The 20,941-nt window shown below is 49.3% G+C and carries 14 protein-coding genes; 13 read left to right on the forward strand and 1 reads right to left on the reverse strand.

Annotated elements, in window-relative coordinates; translation table 11 throughout:
- Positions 1–198: 198 nt before the first annotated feature.
- From Mal48_RS18210 to Mal48_RS18260, 11 genes are all read left to right on the forward strand, one after another.
- The gene (locus Mal48_RS18210; protein ID WP_145202903.1) at positions 199–1,359 is read left to right on the forward strand and encodes a glycosyltransferase family 4 protein; all 1,161 of its coding nucleotides are present in this window, start codon (positions 199–201) and stop codon (positions 1,357–1,359) included.
- Between the two features lie 334 nt (positions 1,360–1,693).
- Positions 1,694–2,758: a sulfotransferase gene (locus tag Mal48_RS18215; RefSeq protein ID WP_145202906.1), complete on the forward strand. Its 1,065-nt coding sequence runs from the start codon at positions 1,694–1,696 to the stop codon at positions 2,756–2,758.
- Complete coding sequence (locus Mal48_RS18220; protein ID WP_145202910.1) at positions 2,755–3,972, forward strand: glycosyltransferase family 4 protein; 1,218 nt, start codon at positions 2,755–2,757, stop codon at positions 3,970–3,972. Before Mal48_RS18215 ends, Mal48_RS18220 begins: the two co-directional genes overlap by 4 nt.
- Before the next feature lie 38 nt (positions 3,973–4,010).
- Positions 4,011–6,650, forward strand: coding sequence for a hypothetical protein (locus Mal48_RS18225; RefSeq protein WP_145202913.1), 2,640 nt, complete (start codon positions 4,011–4,013; stop codon positions 6,648–6,650).
- Positions 6,647–7,255, forward strand: coding sequence for an acyltransferase (locus Mal48_RS18230; protein WP_145202916.1), 609 nt, complete (start codon positions 6,647–6,649; stop codon positions 7,253–7,255). The genes Mal48_RS18225 and Mal48_RS18230 overlap by 4 nt, the downstream gene beginning before the upstream one ends.
- Positions 7,256–7,378: 123 nt before the next feature.
- The gene (gene asnB, locus Mal48_RS18235) at positions 7,379–9,268 is read left to right on the forward strand and encodes an asparagine synthase (glutamine-hydrolyzing) (RefSeq protein WP_145202919.1); all 1,890 of its coding nucleotides are present in this window, start codon (positions 7,379–7,381) and stop codon (positions 9,266–9,268) included.
- A 41-nt stretch (positions 9,269–9,309) separates the two neighbouring features.
- A complete protein-coding gene (gene pelF / locus Mal48_RS18240; protein ID WP_145202922.1) occupies positions 9,310–10,443 on the forward strand; it encodes a GT4 family glycosyltransferase PelF in 1,134 nt (377 codons plus the stop codon).
- 14 nt (positions 10,444–10,457) lie between these two features.
- A complete protein-coding gene (locus Mal48_RS18245; protein WP_145202925.1) occupies positions 10,458–11,543 on the forward strand; it encodes a FemAB family XrtA/PEP-CTERM system-associated protein in 1,086 nt (361 codons plus the stop codon).
- Positions 11,544–11,601: 58 nt separating this feature from the next.
- Positions 11,602–12,819: a glycosyltransferase family 4 protein gene (locus Mal48_RS18250; RefSeq protein ID WP_145202928.1), complete on the forward strand. Its 1,218-nt coding sequence runs from the start codon at positions 11,602–11,604 to the stop codon at positions 12,817–12,819.
- Positions 12,816–14,420, forward strand: a complete 1,605-nt coding sequence (locus tag Mal48_RS18255) for an ArnT family glycosyltransferase (RefSeq protein WP_145202930.1) — start codon at positions 12,816–12,818, stop codon at positions 14,418–14,420. The genes Mal48_RS18250 and Mal48_RS18255 overlap by 4 nt, the downstream gene beginning before the upstream one ends.
- Complete coding sequence (locus Mal48_RS18260) at positions 14,417–15,571, forward strand: glycosyltransferase (protein ID WP_145202933.1); 1,155 nt, start codon at positions 14,417–14,419, stop codon at positions 15,569–15,571. Before Mal48_RS18255 ends, Mal48_RS18260 begins: the two co-directional genes overlap by 4 nt.
- Before the next feature lie 22 nt (positions 15,572–15,593).
- Here Mal48_RS18260 and Mal48_RS18265 read toward each other — a convergent pair whose 3' ends face one another.
- Positions 15,594–15,947: a hypothetical protein gene (locus Mal48_RS18265; RefSeq protein ID WP_145202936.1), complete on the reverse strand. Its 354-nt coding sequence runs from the start codon at positions 15,945–15,947 to the stop codon at positions 15,594–15,596.
- Positions 15,948–16,117: 170 nt separating this feature from the next.
- Between Mal48_RS18265 and Mal48_RS18270 the strand changes: the two genes are divergently transcribed.
- Positions 16,118–16,609, forward strand: a complete 492-nt coding sequence (locus Mal48_RS18270) for a VanZ family protein (protein ID WP_145202939.1) — start codon at positions 16,118–16,120, stop codon at positions 16,607–16,609.
- A gap of 229 nt (positions 16,610–16,838) precedes the next feature.
- Positions 16,839–20,861 carry a VanZ family protein gene (locus Mal48_RS18275; RefSeq protein ID WP_197441810.1) on the forward strand — a complete coding sequence of 1,341 codons (4,023 nt, stop codon included), beginning with the start codon at positions 16,839–16,841 and terminating at the stop codon, positions 20,859–20,861.
- Positions 20,862–20,941: the final 80 nt, after the last annotated feature.

The raw sequence follows: 20,941 nt of genomic DNA on the forward strand, positions 1-20,941 counted from the left end.
ATGATTGGACACAGCTCTAGAAGATGTTCGTAAAACTTCCACACGTAACTACCACCATCGATGCTGGCCTGAAGTCTCGTAACAAATCGAAAGCGGGGAGTCTTCAATACCCAATCTTCATAGGCCTAGTTGATCCCCTCTAATCTAAACTAAGAAGATCCAGCAACGCACTATCCAAGCGAGATAAATGACAATAAGATGAACAGGGTACTTCCCCATAACGTATTGCTCCTATCCAATTCTCCCAAAATTGGCGGTGGCAACCGTAGCTTGCTATTATTACACCAAGGGCTCAAATCACGCGGAGTCGCTGGGAGTGTTGTGGTCCCCGAGGAAGGGCCAATGGCACAGGCATGTCTAGCAGAGTCGGTCCCCTACAATCTCCATGAGATCGACAGCCCCTCATGGCAAAGACCGGACAGGGCTTGGCTGTCCGCTCGTCGATGGAGTCGAATTTTACAACAATCGAATGCTGACATTATCCACGCAAACGACACCACAACCGCCCGGTCAGTCGCTATCGCTGCATGGCGGGCGGACGTGCCCGTTGTTTGCCACATTCGCTTTCCCTTAGGTCCCGAAGCAATTGCCTGGACTTTCAAGCGACTCCCCAAACCAACAGCGTTCATTTTTAACAGTCACGCCCTAAAGGCTGAATGTGGACCTCATTTTGAGCAAGCGTGCCCAGAGTCGAAGCAATATGTCGTCCACAATGCTGTGAACTTGGAACAATTTTACCCCAGCCCCAAACAGTCGAGAAAATATCGAGTTGGAATCTTAGCCAATTTAATTCCTATTAAAGGCCACATTGATTTCCTTCAAATGGCACGCTTGATTCTGAAACAAGGTTGTGAAATGGAATTCAGCCTTATCGGCGAAGACATTCACAACACTGGATACAGATCGGAACTAGAGCAAATTGCCACTGACTTGGGATTAAGCAAGAGTGTCCAGTTCCTTGGTCATCGAAACGACATTCCGGAACTGCTGGCCGAACTCGACTTGCTAGTTTGTCCATCTCACGTGGAGCCGTTTGGGAGATGCTTGATTGAAGCGATGGCGTGTGAAAAACCAGTTGTCGCTACGCGAGTTGGTGGAATCCCTGAAGTCGTTGACGATGGTGTCACTGGCTTGCTAGTTCCTGCATCTTCACCGCATTCACTCGCGGAGGCTGTGTTAAGAATTCATAGTGATTCTGAACTCGCGAACGCTATGGGAAAAGCCGGAAGAAAACGAGTCGAAAAATTATTCACACCGGAAGCCCATGCAGAAGCAATTCATCAAGTCTACGACGCAGCATTGACCGTCACCGACAAACGCAAAAGCCCGAAATTAGCCACTACAGTATTGGAAGATTAGTAGGTGACAACTTGGTAATTATCGTCAACACGTAGCATAAGGGCTCAAAGAAGGCTGCTGAGCAGGTTCACAAGTGGTTTGCCAGTAGCGTGAACGTGGTGCGGGATGCCAGTAGCCATTGAGGTCCTTGCCGGTCGCGTTCGGGCCAAGGTGCCTTTCACGCAAATTAAATTCCAGTACATGTTCTATACTTCTGAGCCTCGGATAGATCATCTTCCCCAAGTCATCATCTATTCACAACGAGTCAGAACATCAAGAATAACAGTGCATCCTATGTCTTGGGCAACAGGCTTTTAGAGGGCGTCGTGTCGATGAAGCGTCTTCAAGTAGTGACATGAACACGATAAAAAAAACTGTATTCAAAGTTTTTGACAAAATCACTCAACATCAATCTGGTGTCGACAGCCTGGTGCGCTGCTTAGGTCCGATCTTCGGTAAGCGGTTTCTCACATCAGGAGGAATCGAAAACACTCGCGCCCCCTACTCTGATTTGCCTCAGAGTAACGATCTCAATCAAACAAATTCCAGAAGCGACATTGTTCTCCTGACTGGCCGATTCCGAAGTGGGTCGACTTTGCTTTGGAATGTTTTTCGTCAGCTTGACGGGACTACCAGCTTTTACGAGCCCTTCAATGAACGCCGTTGGTTTGACCCACAAACACGCGGCGCGAATGTTGATGGCACTCATCGTCAAGTGAACAGCTACTGGGAGGAGTACGAGGATGCTGAAGATCTTGCCGAATTCTATCACGAGGACTGGATTCGACGCGGGCTGTACATGGACGAAGGGAGTTGGGATGGCCAGATGAAGCGTTATCTCGAGCGGATGATTGAACACTCATCAGGTCGACCAGTCTTGCAATTCAATCGTATTGACTTCCGACTCCCTTGGTTTCGTCATTATTTTCCAAACGCAAAAATCATTCATATCTACCGGCATCCGCGTGAGCAATGGTGCTCTACGCTTCAGGACATTTCTCTATTTGGGCCAGAGGATGGGACAATTGAAGACTTTTCCAGTGCCGACAAATTTTACCTCAGAACTTGGGTCAACGACTTAAAGCCACATTTTCCATTTCTCGCTGAGACTTCAGTACACCCGTACCGACATTACTATTGGATTTGGAAGCTCTCCTATTTATTCGGGCAGCAGTACGCACATCATTCATTGTGCTTTGAGAACCTTGTTGCACAACCAAACCAAGAGCTTAAAGCAGTCTTCGATCTGCTCAATATCGAAATCCAAGACTGGACCAAAATCGAATCAATCTTTGAAAAACCAGTCACTGGACGATGGCAGCAATATGCTTCGAATGAATGGTTTCGAGCTCACGAGAGTGAGTGCGAAACCGTGCTCGATGCTTTCCTAGGCCGAAGTGACGCCACTCTGAAATCATGAAAAAAATCTTACTACTCTCGGAAGTTTTTCCGCCTCAGAATGGGGGGTCGGGGCGGTGGTTTTGGGAGATTTATTCTCGGCTGAACCGGGAGCAGGTCTGTATTGCTGCCGGAGAGCATGAGGGGGCTGAGGAGTTTGATCGTCAACATGAGTTGAACGTAGAGCGATTGCCACTGACGCTTTCGACTTGGGGAGTTGCTAGTTGGTCGGGCTTTAATGGGTATTGGAGGATCTTCAAACGAGTGCTGAAAGTTGTGCGTCGCGAGAAGATCACGATGATTCACGCTGGTCGGTGCTTGCCGGAAGCGGTCGTGGCGATGGCTGTCAAAAAGCTCAAGGGGACGCCATACGTCTTTTATGTTCATGGCGAAGACGTCAACACCGCCTGGTCGAGTCGAGAATTAACCTTTCTTGTTCGCCGAGCTTTAAATAGCGCGACTTACTGTATCGCGAATAGTCAAAATACTGCACGGCTTCTTCAGGAAGATTGGGGATTACCTGCAGAGAAGATTCAGGTACTCCACCCCGGAGTCGACACTCAGCGTTTCATGCCAGAGGAGCGGTCTCTGAGCATTCGGGAATCTCTTGGATGGGGAGACCGGACAGTGATTTTAACGGTCGGTCGGCTACAAAAACGGAAGGGGCAAGACATGCTCATCCGTGCTTTGCCTGCGATCCGTGAACAGTTTCCTGACGTACTGTATTCGATCGTTGGTGATGGAGCGCAGCGCGAATCACTCGAACGACTTGCCGAAGAACTGGGCGTCAAAGAGTCACTTCAATTTCAAGGTGAGACGACCGACGAAGAACTTGCAGCCTGTTACCGACAATGCGACCTCTTTGCGTTGCCGAACAGGGAGATCGACGGTGACATTGAAGGTTTTGGCATGGTGTTACTAGAAGCTCAGGCCAGTGGTCGGCCTGTGCTTGCAGGCGATTCAGGTGGAACGGCAGAGACGATGGATATCGACAAGACTGGTGTTATTGCAGACTGCACTTCTCCGGAACCATTGGCTGAAGCCATCCTCAAATTACTGAATGATGAGGCTCGACGGGAGCAAATGGGACGCGAGGCAAGAGGCTGGGTTGTCAGCCAATTCGACTGGTCAGCACTCGCTCGGCAAGCGGGGGAGTTGTTTGGGGTTGAGGTTGTTGCGGGGTTGGAGGGCTGTTCTGTGGCGGAGGGGTCGGAAGTGGCGTCGGACGCGAACTGAATCTCATCGATACACAATTCTCACCAATGGCCTCCTTCGTGAACGATCAGTCTTTTGAGGAAGAAGCGATTCAAATTCCATTGAACGTTGAGTTCGGCGAGTGTTCCGAGTTGCGAACTCAGCCGGTCTGTTTTGGTGTCCCTTTGCCGCAGGGTACACAGGTCTTAGCAGGACGTTTGCATGACGGGAATGGTGGTTGCGTCCCTGTTCAACTGGAACCACTGAGTCAGTGGCCTGACAATTCTGTACAGTGGTTGTTAGTGGATGCGATTTTGCCAGTTGGTTATTCGCCGGGAACTTCAACCTTGGAACTGGCTGATACTGAGGCGTACTTCTCAAGTGACTCAACTTCTCCAGCGAAGCAATCGATTATTATTCGCGAGAGCGAGAAACAGATTGCCATCGAAACCGGAACTGCCCTGTTTCAGGTTGGCCGAAAAACATTGCGACCGCTCGAACAGGTCTCTCTCAACGGCGCTGAGATACTTGGGGCTTCAGGAATCCGACTCGTCGTTACTAATTCTTCTGGAGAGAAATTTGAAGCGGAGTGCGAAGGCTGGAGAGTGGAAGCTTCGGGGCCAGTACGAGCCACAATTGTTGGCAGCGGAAGCTTTCCTCAACTGAAAAACCTGCGTGCCACGATCAGGTTGAATTTCTATTCAGGCAGTGGGTTAGTTCTCCTGGAAGTCGCAGTTCACAACCCAAACCGAGCTCAACACCCTGGCGGTTTATGGGACCTGGGAGACAGCGGCTCATTGCTATTTCAAGACTTGTCGATCGAACTCGAATTTGCCCAGGGAGCCAGTAAAAATGAGGTTCGTTGCAAGGTCGAGCCAGACTCTCCAGCCTCAGTAGTTCAGGATCAAAGCTGGAGCCTGTACCAGGATTCAAGCGGCGGAGAAAACTGGAACAGCGTCAACCACGTCAATTGGGAAGCGAAGGTCACGACCAATTTCCAAGGCTATCGCAACAAGTTAGGGACTGAGGCAGCGGCGGGGCTACGAGCAGAGCCTGTTTTTGACCTCCTGACGCCACAAGGTCGAACAGCGTTCGGAGCTCCAAACTTTTGGCAGCAATTTCCCAAAGCGATCACGGTGGCTCAGAACAAAGTTCGAATTGGATTGTTTCCGCATGAACATAGTGACCTCCACGAACTTCAGGGAGGAGAACGTAAAACTCACTCTGTGTGGATCGATTTTAAAACTGGTGAATCGAATCTCGATGAACTGGAATGGATTCATCACCCTGCGAGGGTTCAACCGACGGCGAAGTGGTGCGACTCAACTGGGTGCACACCGCAGCTTGAAATCGATGAATGCCAGCGGCGCAGCGACTTCGATTCACTTCTTTCTGAAGGAGTCGAAGGTGACAATGGAATTCTAGCTCAGCGCGAGAAAGTCGACGAATATGGTTGGCGAAACTTTGGAGAGATCTTCGCTGATCACGAGGCGGCCTACTACGAGGGCTCAAAGCCGCTGATGTCGCATTACAACAATCAATACGACATGATCCACGGATTCCTGTTGCAATCTTTGCGTACGGGGAAGTGGTCCTGGTTCAAACTGGGCGACGATCTCGCGAAGCATGTCGTTGACATTGACCTCTACCACACGACGCAAGATAAGGCAGCGTACAACGGTGGTCTTTTTTGGCTGACTGACCACTATGTTCACGCACACACCGCGACGCACCGGACTTACTCGAAGCACAATTGCCCTGCAAATGGAATGTATGGTGGAGGCCCAGGAGCGGAACACAATTTCACCAGCGGCTTGCTGTTGCATTATTTCCTCACAGGAAACTCGAATTCAAAAGCGGCGGTTCAGCAACTCGCAGACTGGGTCATTGCGATGGACGACGGGTCTCGAACAGTCTTTGGAATTGTCGACGATTCGTTCACTGGGCTGGCCACCGGGAGCGATACGTACCATGGGCCAAACCGCGGCGGAGGATTTTCGATCAACGCACTTCTCGACGCCTGGACACTGACTCACCAAGACAAGTACATTCAAACAGCAGAGCGCTTTATACGCCGTTGTGTTCATCCTCACGATGACATTAACAAGAACGACTTGCTGAATGTCGAGGCACGCTGGTCCTACACCGTATTCTTGTCATCAGTCCTGAAGTATCTGGAGCTGAAAGCGCGAGCTGGTGAACTGGATCGCATGTATGCATATGCCCAAGCTTCGATTATCCATTACGCGAAGTGGATGATCGAGAATGAAGTCCCTTACTTCGACCAGATCGAGAAGCTGGAGTATCCGACAGAGGCTTGGGCCGTCCAAGAGTTTCGGAAAGCAAATGTACTGAGACTCGCTGCTGCTCATACCGAAGGTGATTTACGACACTCCCTGCTTCAGCGAGGCAAGGAGTTTTCAGATCGTGCCTGGCAGGACTTGCTCCGATTTGAAACTCGAACCAATGCCCGCTCTCTTGCAGTCATGATGATCGAGGGGATGACCGATTGTCGTCTACGCGCTAATGTCAATCCCCCAGCTCCTCAAGCTGATGCCTCTTTATACAGAGAGTTTGGAACTCCAGAACAATTCGTCTCACAAAAACAGAGGGTAAAAAGTCAATTACGTCAACCGGTTGGGATCGCCAAAGCTGTGGCCTCGACATTGAATCCGTTACGCTGGCAACGATATTGGCGTATTAAAAACAGAGCCACATGAAAGAGACGGTAAAAAATCTGGCAAATTTCGTGGCGAGCCTTTTGGCCTTACCATTTGTGGGGTGCTACCAACTGAGCAAAGCACTAATCGGTGAGACACAGGCCTTTCCCGGTTACTCTCAAGCAGTGAGTGTTTTGCCGGGGTTTTGTGGTATTTACTTCCGCAAATCGTTCTACCGAGTCGTGTTGCCGTACGTCGGGAGAGATGCCTGTATTTGCTTCGGGACCGTTTTTTCGCACCCGGGGGTCTCGGTCGGAAAGACGGCTTACGTCGGTGTCGGGTGCATGATTGGTGATGTCGAGATTGGCGACGATGTCTTGATCGGCTCGCATGTTTCTATCATCAACGGAAACCGGCAACATGGAATCGACCGGCTGGATCTTCCAATTCGGGAACAAGTCGGAGTTTATCCACGAATCACGATTGGGCAGGATAGCTGGATTGGGGATCGGGCAATTGTGATGGCAAACGTTGGCAAACATTGCGTCATCGGTGCGGGATCGGTCGTCACAAAACCTGTCAACGATTATGAAATCGTTGTCGGAAACCCAGCCAAAGTCATCGGCCGTAGAGACGAACTTCAACCGGCAAAAGATTCTGTTTGAGTCTTGTTAGTTTACAATTTCAACCAATATTAAGAATCACTAGCAATACCACTGAGATCGAGATCGGTCACTGTGATCTCCAGATCTAAGACGAGGTTTGCTAGAGCTATAAAGTTCTCTTTTATGTGCGGGATCGCGGGTGTTCTCTTTGCTGATGGTGCTCAGCCTGTTGAAGAAGTACGGCTGCGCGAGATGGCGGATTCCATCGCGCATCGTGGACCGGATGCGGAAGGGATTTGGAAAGCGTCGGGAATCGGACTGGCTCATCGTCGACTTTCGATTATCGATCTCTCCGATGGAAATCAACCGATTGCGAATGAAGACGGATCCGTTCAAGTCGTCTTTAACGGCGAAATCTACAACTACCGAGAATTGCAATCGGAACTCATCGCAAAAGGGCATCGATTCCGAACCAACAGCGACACAGAAGTTCTTGTCCACCTGTACGAGGAGATGGGCGTTGAGTTCGTGAAACGGTTGCGAGGGATGTTTGCGGTTGCCCTCTGGGATGTGAAACGTCAACGGCTCGTACTGGCACGCGATCGCGTAGGACAGAAACCACTTTATTATTTCCAAGATGAGAAACGTGTTCTCTTCGGCTCTGAAATCAAAGCAATTTTGAGTTGGGGAAACATCCCAAGAGAGATCAATCTTGAGGCCTTAGAGAGCTATCTAACCTTCGGAGTCGTCCCCGGTGAACTCTCAATTTTCCGGAACATTCATAAGCTGCCCGCAGCGACAACGCTCGTAATTGATCGAAACAACTGGAGGGCCACTCCTCAAAAATACTGGCAGTTGAACTTCGAACCGGATGAATCAAAGAGTCTGGACCAGTGGATCGAAGAGCTCTCGAATAAGTTTGATGAAACGACAGATGCGCATCGAATTGCAGACGTTCCAGTCGGAGCGTTTTTGAGCGGGGGAGTCGATTCGAGTGCTGTCGTTGGATCACTCATGCAATCTGGAACCGAAGCGATCAAAACGTTTTCGATCGGTTTCGAGGAAGAAGCTTTCAGCGAACTTCCTTACGCCAAAATCATCGCAGAGAAATTTCAAACTGAACACATCGAAGAGACCGTCACTTCTGATGCCGTTGCCGGACTTGCAGACCTCGTCCACTACTACGATGAACCCTTTGCTGATTCCTCTGCGATCCCAACGATGGCAGTCTGCAAGGTCGCCCACGAACATGTCAAAGTCGTTCTTTCGGGAGATGGAGGGGATGAAGCCTTCGGCGGGTATTCGCGATACGCACACGACCTCAAAGAAGCCAAACTACGAGCCCTGCTCCCTCAATGGTTTCGAAAATCAATTCTGCATCAAGCTGCGATTATTTGGCCCAAGGCCGATTGGTTACCCCGTCCCATGCGGCTGAAGACAGCGCTTACAAATTTGTCCCTCAAAGACGACGCTGCATATGCAAATACGATTTCACTATGCCGTCCCGACATGCGACGCGAACTGCTTCGCCAAGATGTCAGTGAGCATCTCAACGGGTACCACCCAGAAGACCGCATCATCCGTGGCTTCCAGCAGGGAAACACGTCACCACTCAATGGCATGCTCTCCGCCGACACCTCAATGCTACTCCCTGACGACTTTTTAACGAAAGTTGACCGAGCCAGCATGGCCGTCGGACTTGAAGTACGACCACCGATGGTTGATCACGAATTTCTCGAACTTGCGTCCAAGGTCCCTTCGTCACTCAAAGTGAAAGATGGAGAGACCAAATGGATTTTCAAAAAAGCTTGCGAGAAGCGTCTTCCGCTAGACATTATCTGGCGACGAAAGCAGGGCTTTGAAATCCCCGCCGATGACTGGTTGCGGGGACCTCTGCGAGAGATATTCGAAAGCCAGGTCCTCTCGCAGAACAGCCAAGTTGCAAACTTCATCGAGATCAAAACCGCAAAAAAACTGTACAATGCTCACCTCAACAAAACCGGCCGCTACGGCAGCGTCCTCTGGTCCTTACTTGTCCTTGGCTGCTGGATGAACCACTGGTGTTCGGAGTAAAACCATGCGGATCAACTTCTTGACTTTTCGGTTTAAAAAACATGTCTCCTAAAATCACAATCGTTCAACTGCTGCATAGCATGACTGTCGGCGGTGCCGAGGTTCTTGCTGCAGGGTTGGCTCGGAGATTGGGGGATCGGTATCGGTTTGTTTTTGTTTGCCTCGATTCCGTCGGAGAGTTAGGAGAACAACTCCGTGATGAAGGTTTTCCTCTCGTCGTTCTCCATCGCGGAACAGGAATTGACTGGACTTGCTCGCGAGCATTGAAAGAAGAACTGAAATCACAAGAGGCAACAATCGTTCATGCCCATCAGTACACTCCATTTTTCTACGCATTGACCACCGGGATTTCCGGCCGTCGACCTCCCATTCTTTTTACCGAACATGGCCGTTTTTTCCCCGATCTTCCTAATCGAAAGCATGCCATCTTCAATCGACTGTTAATGCGAAAAAATGACCGCATCGTTGGCGTTGGCGAGGCTGTTCGTAAAGCTCTTGTAGACAACGAAGGAATCCCTGAAAATCGGACTCAGGTGATCTACAATGGAATCGACCTCACCAAATTTGAGGCAACAGACGCTTCTGCACGCAGCAGGATTCGTAACGAACTTGCAATCGGCGAGAATGATTTTGTCGTCTCACTTGTTGGTCGCCTGAACGATTTAAAGGATCACTCGACAGCGATTCGGACCGCCAGACGCGTCGCTGAACAGCTGCCGAATTTCCGAATGCTTTTCGTTGGCGAAGGAGAAGAGCGTACGAAAATTGAGGCAGAAATTCGTGAGGCACAACTTGAACAGACAATCACACTACTTGGGACACGCCACGATATTCCGGAAATCCTGCAAGCCTCCGATGTCTGCTTTTTGTCGAGCTTGAGCGAAGGAATTCCGTTGACGCTGATTGAAGGAATGGCTGCCGGACTGCCGGTTGTGGCGACTGACGTAGGCGGAAACTCTGAAGTTGTCATTCAAGATAAAACAGGCTATCTCGCCCCATCTGGAGATGATGAAACCCTTGCGAGTTACTTAATCACACTTGGGAAAGACCCGGCACTGCGAAGTCGACTCGGAGAATCTGGCCGCCAGCGGGCTCGTCAACATTTTTCAGAAATTGAAAACCACAGAAGATACCAGGAACTTTACGATGCGATGTCGGGCATCGCATCCACGTAAGCTGTCACCCTGCAATGCAAAAAGAAATCGAAACAATCTCTGAAACACCATCGAGCCAACCACTCACACTTGAGGTTCTGCAAAATCAAGATGTGCTGAATTCGGCGTCCGAGATCTGGAGAGACCAAGCGTTGCCGGATCACCCAGCTAACGACCTGAGATGGCTGCGGGTGCTTGCAAAAGGTTTTGGTCACCGCCCGCTCCTCTTGCGAGCCAAGCGTGGCGAGAGCGTGATTGGACAACTCCCATTGGCCAAGGTTCAAGGGCCAATCTTTGGAAAATTTCTTGTTGGCTTACCTTACCTGAACTCAGGAGGTGTCAAAACTGACGACGAAGCAGCTGCCGCGATGCTCATTGAGCAGGCCATCCACCTCACTGATGAGCACGACTGTCGCTACCTTGAACTTCGACATGAAGAACCGAGGGTGAACCCTGGTTTCAATGCGGAACTCACAACAAAAATTCACATGCGACTGGCACTCCAAGAAAACGTAGAAGCCCAACGAGCTGCCCTCAAGGCGAGTGTTCGCAATCAAGTCAAAAAAGGTGAGAAGCAAGGTTTCACAATCCATTGGGGTGGCCCCGAACTCCTCAATGACTTCTACAAGGTTTTCAGCCGGCGGATGCGAGACTTGGGGACGCCAGTTTATGGCCGAAAGTTCTTCGCTGCGATACTTGATGAATTCAAAGATGGCGCCGAATTTTGTTCTGTTCGCGATGGCAAAAGACCTATTGCTGTTGCGCTGCTGATTCATGGTTCAACAGTCACAGAAGTTCCGAGCGCGAGTTCACTTCCCGAATACAATCGAACAAACGCCAACATGCTGATGTATTGGAACTTACTCGTACGCAGCGTCGAACGGGGCCAGACGATTTTCGACTTCGGCCGTTCTACAATAGATGGGCCGACATTCAAGTTCAAAAAACAATGGGGCTGTCAACAAGAACCTGCCATCTGGCAATACTATCTCCGCGAAGGCAATGTTGACGATATGCGGCCCGACAGCGGAAAGAAAAAGATGTTGATCGAACTTTGGAAACGTCTTCCGGTCTGGCTCGCCAACATCATCGGCCCGTGGATTGTTAAAGGGATTCCTTAAACTCTCCAGACTTCCACCATTCTTGATACCGACTTCATCTGTAAATTGTATTCCTGAGATGCCCACCAACTCACTGAAAATTCTCGCTGTGACCAGCGAGATCCCATGGCCGTTAAATTCTGGTGGTCACCTTCGATCTTTTTATTTGCTACGTGAAATATCGAAGTCTGCTTCTCTGCGTCTGGTCGTTCCTGCGGATCCTTCCCAAGACGAAAACGTGAGAGCACTTATTGAGCAAGGCATCAATGTGATCCCCGTTCCGGGATGCGTGCGAAAACGACACACTGAAGCATGGAAAATCCTCAAATCAATCGTCCGACGAGAATCATACGTTTTCTATCGACGGCACTACTGGAAGCAAGTTGCCGCAGAAATCAGAAAGCAAATTGAACTCGAGCGACCGGATTTGGTGTATTTTGACCATCTCGATTCATTTACCTATCGCAAGGAGATCGGCGATCTTCCGTTCGTCGTCGACATGCACAACGTTTACTCAGCGATATCTCAACGACTCGCAAATGAAACTAGGAACCCTCTGAAGAAAGCGTACCTTCACCACGAGACTCAACTGATCCAGAAGGCTGAAGAACAAGTCGCGAAATCCGCTCGCTCAGTTTTTGCTGTTTCTGACATTGAACGCGAACACTTTCGAAGCCTCGGTGCAACGTTTGCCTCTACAATTCCCAACGGAGTCAATTGCGAGCAATACAAAAACAACAAGGAAAAACCAAACACAAACAGCCGGGAGATCCTATTTGTAGGAGACCTGTCATGGGCGCCGAACATCAGCGCCGCACTCTTTCTGGCAAACGAAGTGATCCCAAAAGTTCGACAACACTCAAACGACGCGACCTTAACAATCGTTGGGCGAAACCCAGTCCCCGAAATACAGACTCTCAACAACTTAGAAGGTGTGACCGTCATCCCGAACGCACCTGAAATTCTCTCTCACTACCATCGCGCCTCAGTTCTGGCAGTTCCATTACAATCTGGAGGCGGGACCCGTCTCAAAATCCTCGAAGCCTTTGCAGCCAGCCTTCCGGTCGTCAGCACACCCGTCGGCTGCGAAGGTTTAGAAGTCGTCGATGGCGAACACCTCATCGTGAGTAAGCACGACGAATTCGCTGATTCACTCTCGAAATTCGTATCCGAAAATTGCCTCAATAGATTACAGACTTTCAACGCTCTAAACTTGGTTGAAAAGACTTACGACTGGAGTTCTGTTGGAGAAAAATTGGTCAGCGTCCTACATGATACCCCGAAAAACGCCCCATGAACCAAATCGCAAATGACAAAATCCCGCCGACGGCGACATTAAATCCGGATGAGTCTTGGAAATGCACAGCTATGGACCTAACTGTCATTTGCATAATCATCACTGCTGGATTTTTAATTCGAATTTCATTCTTCACCGGGCTCGCAATGGGAGACGATGTCATTTATGCGGCTCAGGTACTATCCCTGGCACATGGTAGTAACCCAACACTAGAGCAGACACATTGGACCACAAGAGCAGGCATGACCTTCCTGCCTTCTGCAATCCTAAAAACAACCGGAAACATCCAGTTTAGTTTTGTTGCCATTCCATTATTCTTTAGCACCTTGAAAATTGCCGTAGCAATTATTGGCGGCAACATTCTACTAGGTCGCAAATACGGGATACTTTCAGGGATAATCATGGCAATAATTCCTCTCGAAATAATCTACGCGACTCACTTCTTCCCGGACATACCCGTCAGCTGCCTAAGTTCTCTCAGCCTCTTATTTTGGATCCATGCACTTAAAACCGACTCGCGACTCTCTTTTCTGCTTGCCGGACTTTGCTTTGGAATCGGATACCTTTTTCGTGAAACAATTCTATTGGATGGACCTGTCTACATAGCATTACTGGTAACGAGCGGTCGAATAATTCGTCCAAAAATCCTGATCGCAACAATAGCTCCTCTAACCATCCTTGTGATTGAATCAGTGTTATTCAATTTTTATCACGGCGACCCTTTATACAGAATCGACAGCATTCTTCATCAGCAGGAAAACCCGGCCAACTTAACTCTAATCAGTACATCCACTGCCGGCGGAGGGTTCATCACTGATCCGCTACTCATGCTTCTTCTCAGCCATGAATTTAGTATCTTCATGACAGCCAGTCTTGTGCTAGCATTCTTCTCAATCCGAAACCTGAAGACAGCCCCTTTCGCAATCTGGCTAATATTTGGGTTCATTTGGCAATACTACGGAACGACCGTCCCGACAGACTGGGTCCCACTACAACGTGATCCTCGATACTCTGCTGGACTAACGATTCCTGCCGCATTCATTTTAAGTTACCACATCAGCAATATTCGCATCCCATTTTTACGCTATTCTATCATTACTGTACTTTGCACAAGTGGCCTCGTATGTGCATCATTCGACAATGGAGGGAGTGCACTAGCAGCTCATCGCGAATTCCTGAGTAAAGAGCCCCCCGGTCCTGTCGCTTCAGAACCATATGAATTCGTAGCGCTGCTCTGGCTTGACAATTCAGTTAACCCACCTCCAGGAGTTTCCCCGGGCACAGAGTTAGGCAGGAACTCAATTCTTCGCTCGGTCACCGAAATAAAGTCTGTAACAGCAACGGCACCCTCGTCGGGAGATTTCATCTTAATTTCCCCCTCGCGCCGGCCCAGATTATATAAGGATCTACAGGCCAAGGGATGGATTGAAACGGAATCGTATCAAGAACATGTCCCGGCAGGGCGACTACTGGCTGGAAAGCTCCTCCGTCAATTACCAGGGCAGCAACAACGTGCTGTCGACGCAATGACTCCCAAGCGGCTGGTCTTGATGAAAAGGCGAGCAACCTCGAATGAAAAAGAACAATCGAGTGGGAAATGAACTATAAACTTCGCACTCCTTCAATCCTACACACACGAGTTGTTACAAAAACCGGGGGAGGACCAGACAAGACCATCTTGAACTCGCCACGATTCCTCAAAGAACTCGGCTACTCAAGTGCTTGCGTTTACCTGCACCCTCCTGAAGACGAGGGGATCGAAACTCTAAAAACGATAGCAACTCAGTCGGAATGCCCCTTAATCACAATTCCAGACAAAGGTGCGCTGGACTTTTCGATTGTTCGCAAACTCCTCAAAGTCTGCAAGGAAAACAATGTCTCAATCTGGCATGGACATGACTACAAGACGAATGCGCTTGGTTTACTCCTTAGACGATTCCATCGCATGCACCTTGTGACAACAGTCCATGGCTGGGGGCATCAAACCCCCAAAGTCCTACTCTATTACTGGGTCGACCGCCAAGCGATCCGTCGCCACGATCATGTCATTTGTGTTTCAGAAGACTTATACGAAACTTGCACGGAGATGGGAGTTCCTCAACAGCGTTGCAGCTTGATCCAAAACGCAATTGACTCCGAGCAGTTCAAACGAAGCACTTCAACAGACGAAGCCAAAACAACAGTCGGTTTCGAACAAAGTCAGTTTCTGATCGGAGCCGTCGGACGTTTGTCGGATGAAAAGGGGTTTGACCTACTGATCGAAGCTGTGACTCGGTTGATCGAGGCTGGTCTAAACGTTGGGCTTGCGATTATCGGAGAAGGAGTCGAGAGAGAGAGACTGGAAAAGCAAATCGCGGAATCGGGGCATTCAGACCGAATCCAGCTGCTCGGTTACCGCTCTGACACCAAGTCTCTCTATGAAGCAATGGACCTATACGTCCTGAGCAGTCATCGAGAAGGGCTTCCCAATGTGGTTTTGGAAGCGATGGCAATGGAAGTTCCTGTCGTAGCGACCCGTATTGCCGGTGTTCCGAAATTAGTCCAAGACCGAGAGAATGGACTTCTTGTTGAGGCGGGAGACGTTTCGCAAATTGAGACAGCAATCCAAGAGATCATGCTGAATCCCGAACTCCGAGAGAGACTCACGCGGAATGCCCGTAAGACCATCGAAAACGAATTCAGTTTTTCGGTCCGTATGGAAAAAGTCCGAGCAATCTATGACAAGCTGTTGAGCAACTCGACGAAGCCCTAATGAAAATATGCAATCCGAGGAATCAGCGACTAGAGGCAAAGAAAACCTGAACGAATTTGATCAATCCTTTTCGGCCTTCCTGATTTTCTTCCCAGTCCAACCAGTCCTCGCATTCCCCCAAAGACCCCGAAAACCTCACTTCATCTGACTGATCAAAAACAACCCAGTTACGATTTTGGAACTCATGAATTCGAAACTCAGGCTGCGAAGGCGCAATCTTTGGTTCCTTTTCCCAGACTGGTCCAACAGCCGAAGTCGCTTCAACTTGACATTTAGTAATGCTTGCGGATGCAACGTTCATATCACGCCCCACTGATAAATCACTATCTATTAAGCATACGCCAGTGCCACGATTAGAGAAATAGGAATTTTTCATATTGAAAGACCTTCCGCCTGAAAACTCTTTCAGTATTTGACAAACTGATTCCAATGGCGCCTCTTCTTGAATTTCTTTACTAAGTCTGCAAAATGGTATCGACTGGAAGGAAGAGTTCAGTGAAGTTCAGGACTTGAATGTGTTGAAAGATGTACTGAAACCAGTGAAAAATGGCGAAATCACCTCAAATCACTGACTCTCATTTTTACGATGGGGAAAGCCTACCATTGACCAGCAACAAAAGAACAGGTGATGGAGATTGGCTTAGAAAATCGTTTTCCCGATTAATTCTTCCGTACTGGACCTTACTCACTTATTTGCTGCTTGCTCCACACCCTCTCTGGTTCCTCACAGGTCTGAGTCAACCGGATGAGTTTTCTATTTTCACAATGTCCGACCTGATTCAACATTTGTCTGCCTTCGCAGTGTTGGGTTTTCTTCTGAGCACTCAGTTCTCACCCTCAGGTCGAACCAGCAAGTTGCTTTACGCATCTGGATTCTACGCGGTGATCACCGAACTGCTGCAGTGGTTCATCCCCAATCGACACGCTGCGATCTCAGACATGCTCGCAAATGCGTCAGGGTTAATCATCGGGTGGAGCTGCTACCTGCTTCTGCGATCACTCTTCTCAACCCGCACCATCTCTTTCCAGACTCGATGAAATGCCGCTTGAGCAACCAAACAATCCATCGCGTGCTTCACACCGAGTAGTCTGGTCGGCATTCTTGATCACTATCCTCTGGGCGAATGTAGCAACATTCTCTACCCGAGAGTGTTATTCGCAGGATCACAAAACTCCGATCCCGAGTCACTCGTTTCATGCGAATTCTCCGAACTGGATGAAATCCGAACTGCTTCCAAGCATTAGATTCCCCAGTGAGTCGCACTCGGTGAATGGTTATCTTCAAGAGAGGAGTGACTCCGGAACCCAAGTTGTCTCCATTCTTCGACCGATTCAGCTTAAGAGCAACGAGCATTTAAACAACTCAGACCTTGCTCGTTTTGAGTCATCAATTCTCAGTGCGAGGCGAGAGCATCCAGAGATCGTCATTCTTTCAGGAATCAGTTGGAACATCTCAAGCGACGAGTACTCATTCGACCTCACAATTCTCTTCCCAGAAACTCCTGAAGAATTCGACAACCAGCGTCAGTTCGAAAAGTTCGTCGGGACGTTGGAGTTCGAGACTAATACGCTGGAGTCCGTAAAAAAAACGTTGAGTTGGTTGGAAAAAAACGCCGTCCACAATGGCCTTCGACCAGTGGTCATCTCACACTCGTATCGCTGGCTCGGGGAGTCAGCTTCCGAAATTGTCATTCCCGTTGCTGCATTGATGAGAGTGAGTGAACTGGTACTCGGGTTCCCCATATTCCCTGCTCAGGACAGGGGCTTCACTCCCCAGGTCCCCTCACTCGACACATTGAATTCCCGAGAAGAATCTTGGAATCAGCTGCTGAAACGCGATTTGAATGTCCTTGCAGCAATTTCGAGCTCCCAAACGACAACCGACCCTCCCACCCCACTCACCGAAACTTGGATACAAACGAGTGAGCCTACCTCAAACGGAGTTTTGTTGGCATTACACTCCGGCGATTTTTACAGCGGCCAAGGGGGGATCGCGACCGAACTCGATTTCTCAGTTGCAATCAACGGACTTGAACAAGCAGTGCCCTCAGGTGGTGCGATAACGGTTCCGGCAGAGACACTATTAACAGTCTCGTTCGCTTGCAAAATTCCAGAACAAGATCTGACCGGCGAGCCCAATTGGCTGGACTCCATTGAACTCGTGTGCATTAGCGAGAGTGGAGTTGAAACACTGGTCGAAAACACCATTCAACTGGGAAACGCAAACCACCAATGGGATTTGAAGACCCCAAACGGAGGTGTCGTTGTCCGCGCTTGTGCTCGACGCTCCGTGGATGGTGGTGAAGACTACCTTGTCTACACGAATCCTATTTTCATCAAATCCGAATTCACGCCTGAACCATGGTCCGCGTCAAAAAGTTTAGCCTCCGTTTCAGCATTGCAAATATTTGGTTTTCTGGGGAGCGTCATCGCAGCAGCAACAATTTTTTTCGTGCTTTCGAAAGTCTCCCATCGAGCAAAGGAGGGACGCTCGCGCAGGATTGAAATCGCATCAAAGCTCCCGGCTCTCGCTGATCAGCCAGAGGCTGACTGGACACCACCCACCGAAGAGACGAGCCCACAGATAAAGCCTCATCCCGATGCCCCAAGCAACGGTGCGATATCAATCCCAACCCGCGGCCAATTCGCCCTGGCAGGTTGTTTAGTGACTCTGTTTGCGATTTACGGCTCACTCGTTCCACTCAATTATCAGCCTCTGCCTTTCGATTCAGCAGTCGAGCGTTTTTTGGACACTCCATTTCTTCAAATTGACGTCAATAGAAGACAGGACTGGGTTGCGAACATTCTTCTCTACGTTCCGCTAGGATATTTCTGGGCGAGTGCGTTTATCTTCGATCGCAATAACTTCGCTGTGCGAGCCCTGCTTTGTAGTAGCGTCGCGCTAATTCTCACTGGGATTGCGATCGGAACGGAATTTTTACAAATTTGGTTTCCACCTCGCACGGTCTCACAAAATGACATCATCGCAGAGGCAATTGGCGCAACCCTTGGCAGCGTAGTGGCCTTAGCAACGATTCAAGCATCTGTGAAGTGGTTCCGCCAAATGATTCGCCTCTCTAACCCGGGAGCAAGTCTAGACTGGTTTCTGCAGCTTTATATTCTTGCATTGTTTTTCGCAACATTAATGCCGTTCGACTTCATATTGAATTCGGCAGAGCTGGCAGCAAAAGTGCAAGCCGGAAGAATTTCGGCACAATTTCCTGAGTTCAGTTCCGCTACACTCGCCAACCTACTTGGCACATCGATAATGTTTTTCCCGATTGGAATTTGGACAAGTCGCTGGCAAGACCGTGCCTCCCATCGATCACTTTGGAAAGCCCTCTCACTGACCGTCTGTATTCCGATATTCCTGGAAATCATTCAGATTCCAGTCTTCTCGCGTTATGCAACTCTCACTGGAATGCTGGCAGGAGTTGTCGGTGCATTAATGGGATTTCACGTTACCCGCCACTTCGGCGGTTCAATCACAAATCGCCTGCTTGAAGCACCTGAGAAACGAGCTTCAAGAACAGTTTCCACAGTTGTGATTATCGCCTCGTACTTGACTGGCTTGGCAATTTTTTATGTTGGCCCACTTCGGCCAGGAGTCCTCGGTGAAACGATATTTCGTCTTCAGAATTTCTGGCAAGTCCCCTTCGCACGACTGTATTGGGGAACTGAACTGAATGCATTTCTTACGATCTCTCGGCAACTCGCATTACTTGCGCCAATCGGGTTCCTCCTTGGGGACCTGGCGTTATCCAGCGAGACATTAAAGCAAACAAAGTGGAGATTTGGAGCAAGCGTCCTGCTCTTGGCAATGATTGCAACACTCCTGGAGATCGGGCAGGTTTGGAATATGGACCGATATGCCGATGTCACAGACGCGATCTTACTTGGAATTGGAGGGATCCTTGGACTTGTCATTCGCCCCGCCCTGATCGATTTCGCCAAATTTGGATTCTTGGATAGCACTCAACGACTCGTCACATTGAGAAGGGTTCTATTCTTGGGAGCTTTAGGAGCAATCGGGCTTATCGGGACAGCAACGGCAAGCTATCAAACAACACATTTCTCTTTGACCCAATCACTTCCCAAGGAAAGGCATGTCGATCTGGTTGTCGACCGAGAATGGCTGAGCGACAAATTTCGGATTCAGAACATTATTGTTCCAACGACCGACTTCCCAGAAGCTATTTGGGGATCGACCGGCGCGGACTCGAGTGGGAATATTTGGTTTGGCGTTTCAGATGGTCGAGAGCATCTGCCGTCAGCTCGCGTTTTCAAATTAGATCCTGTCGGAGGAACACTGACCGAAGTTGGTAGTATCCTTCCCGAACTGAGACGACTCGGACTGCTTCGAGAGGGAGAATCCCAGTCGAAGGTGCATTCGAAATTTGTCGAAGCAGAGGACGGATACCTGTACTTCGCTTCGATGGATGAAAAAGGCGAAGCCAGCGATGGCAGCCAGCTGCCGACGTGGGGGTCACACCTCTGGAGAATCCATCCTCAAATCCAGGTCTTCGAACATTTAGCAAGCGTTCCAGAAGGACTCATCGCTGTCTCTGGCGGGGGAAGGTGGATCTATAGTTTGGGGCTGTTTGATCACATACTTTATCAATGGGATGTTCGTGAAAAAGAACTAAAACATGTTCGCGTGGGCGCAATCGGAGGTCACATCTCACGAAACTTTATCACAGATCTGCGAGGCCATGCCTACGTTCCACGACTAACCCACACAGGCTCAATTTTGGATCGACCGAAAAACCCAACCTCAAAAGATTCTGACGTAACCGTCGAATTGGTGGAGTATGACACTTCACTTCGTGAGGTTGGCTCAACCCCACTTTCGAACTACCTGACTGAAAGTTACTGGGAGAATCATGGGATTGTCGGAGTTTCCACACTCTCGAATGGTTCGATTCTTTTCACAACCAGTCGAGGCTTTCTGTTCCGAATCACTCCTTCACAAGCCGGTTCAAAGTCTTACGTCCAACCATTAAATTGGATCCACCCAGATGGGCCCTCATACGCCCCTTCGCTTTTCGCTGGCAAGAGCGACCAAACTGTTGCAGCAGTTGTCTACGGTAAGGATCGATTTGAGTGGAGTGAATTTAACCTTAGAACCTATCAGGCGAAGACCAGCCCACTTCAACTACCACTACTTACCGAAGGAAAAAAAGGAGTTTTACTATACGGGTCGCAAACTCAGGACAAATTCGGTGCCTGCTATGTCGTTGGCCGAGTGTATAACACTCCGATTGTGCTGCGAATCGAATCACTTCGCTAAAGTAGTTTTCCCTACCGTGTCCCTCTAAAGAACGCGTTTTGCCAATAAAATTGACGTTCACAACGAGACAGAACGTAAAG

Source organism: Thalassoglobus polymorphus, from assembly GCF_007744255.1.
Taxonomy (GTDB): domain Bacteria; phylum Planctomycetota; class Planctomycetia; order Planctomycetales; family Planctomycetaceae; genus Thalassoglobus; species Thalassoglobus polymorphus.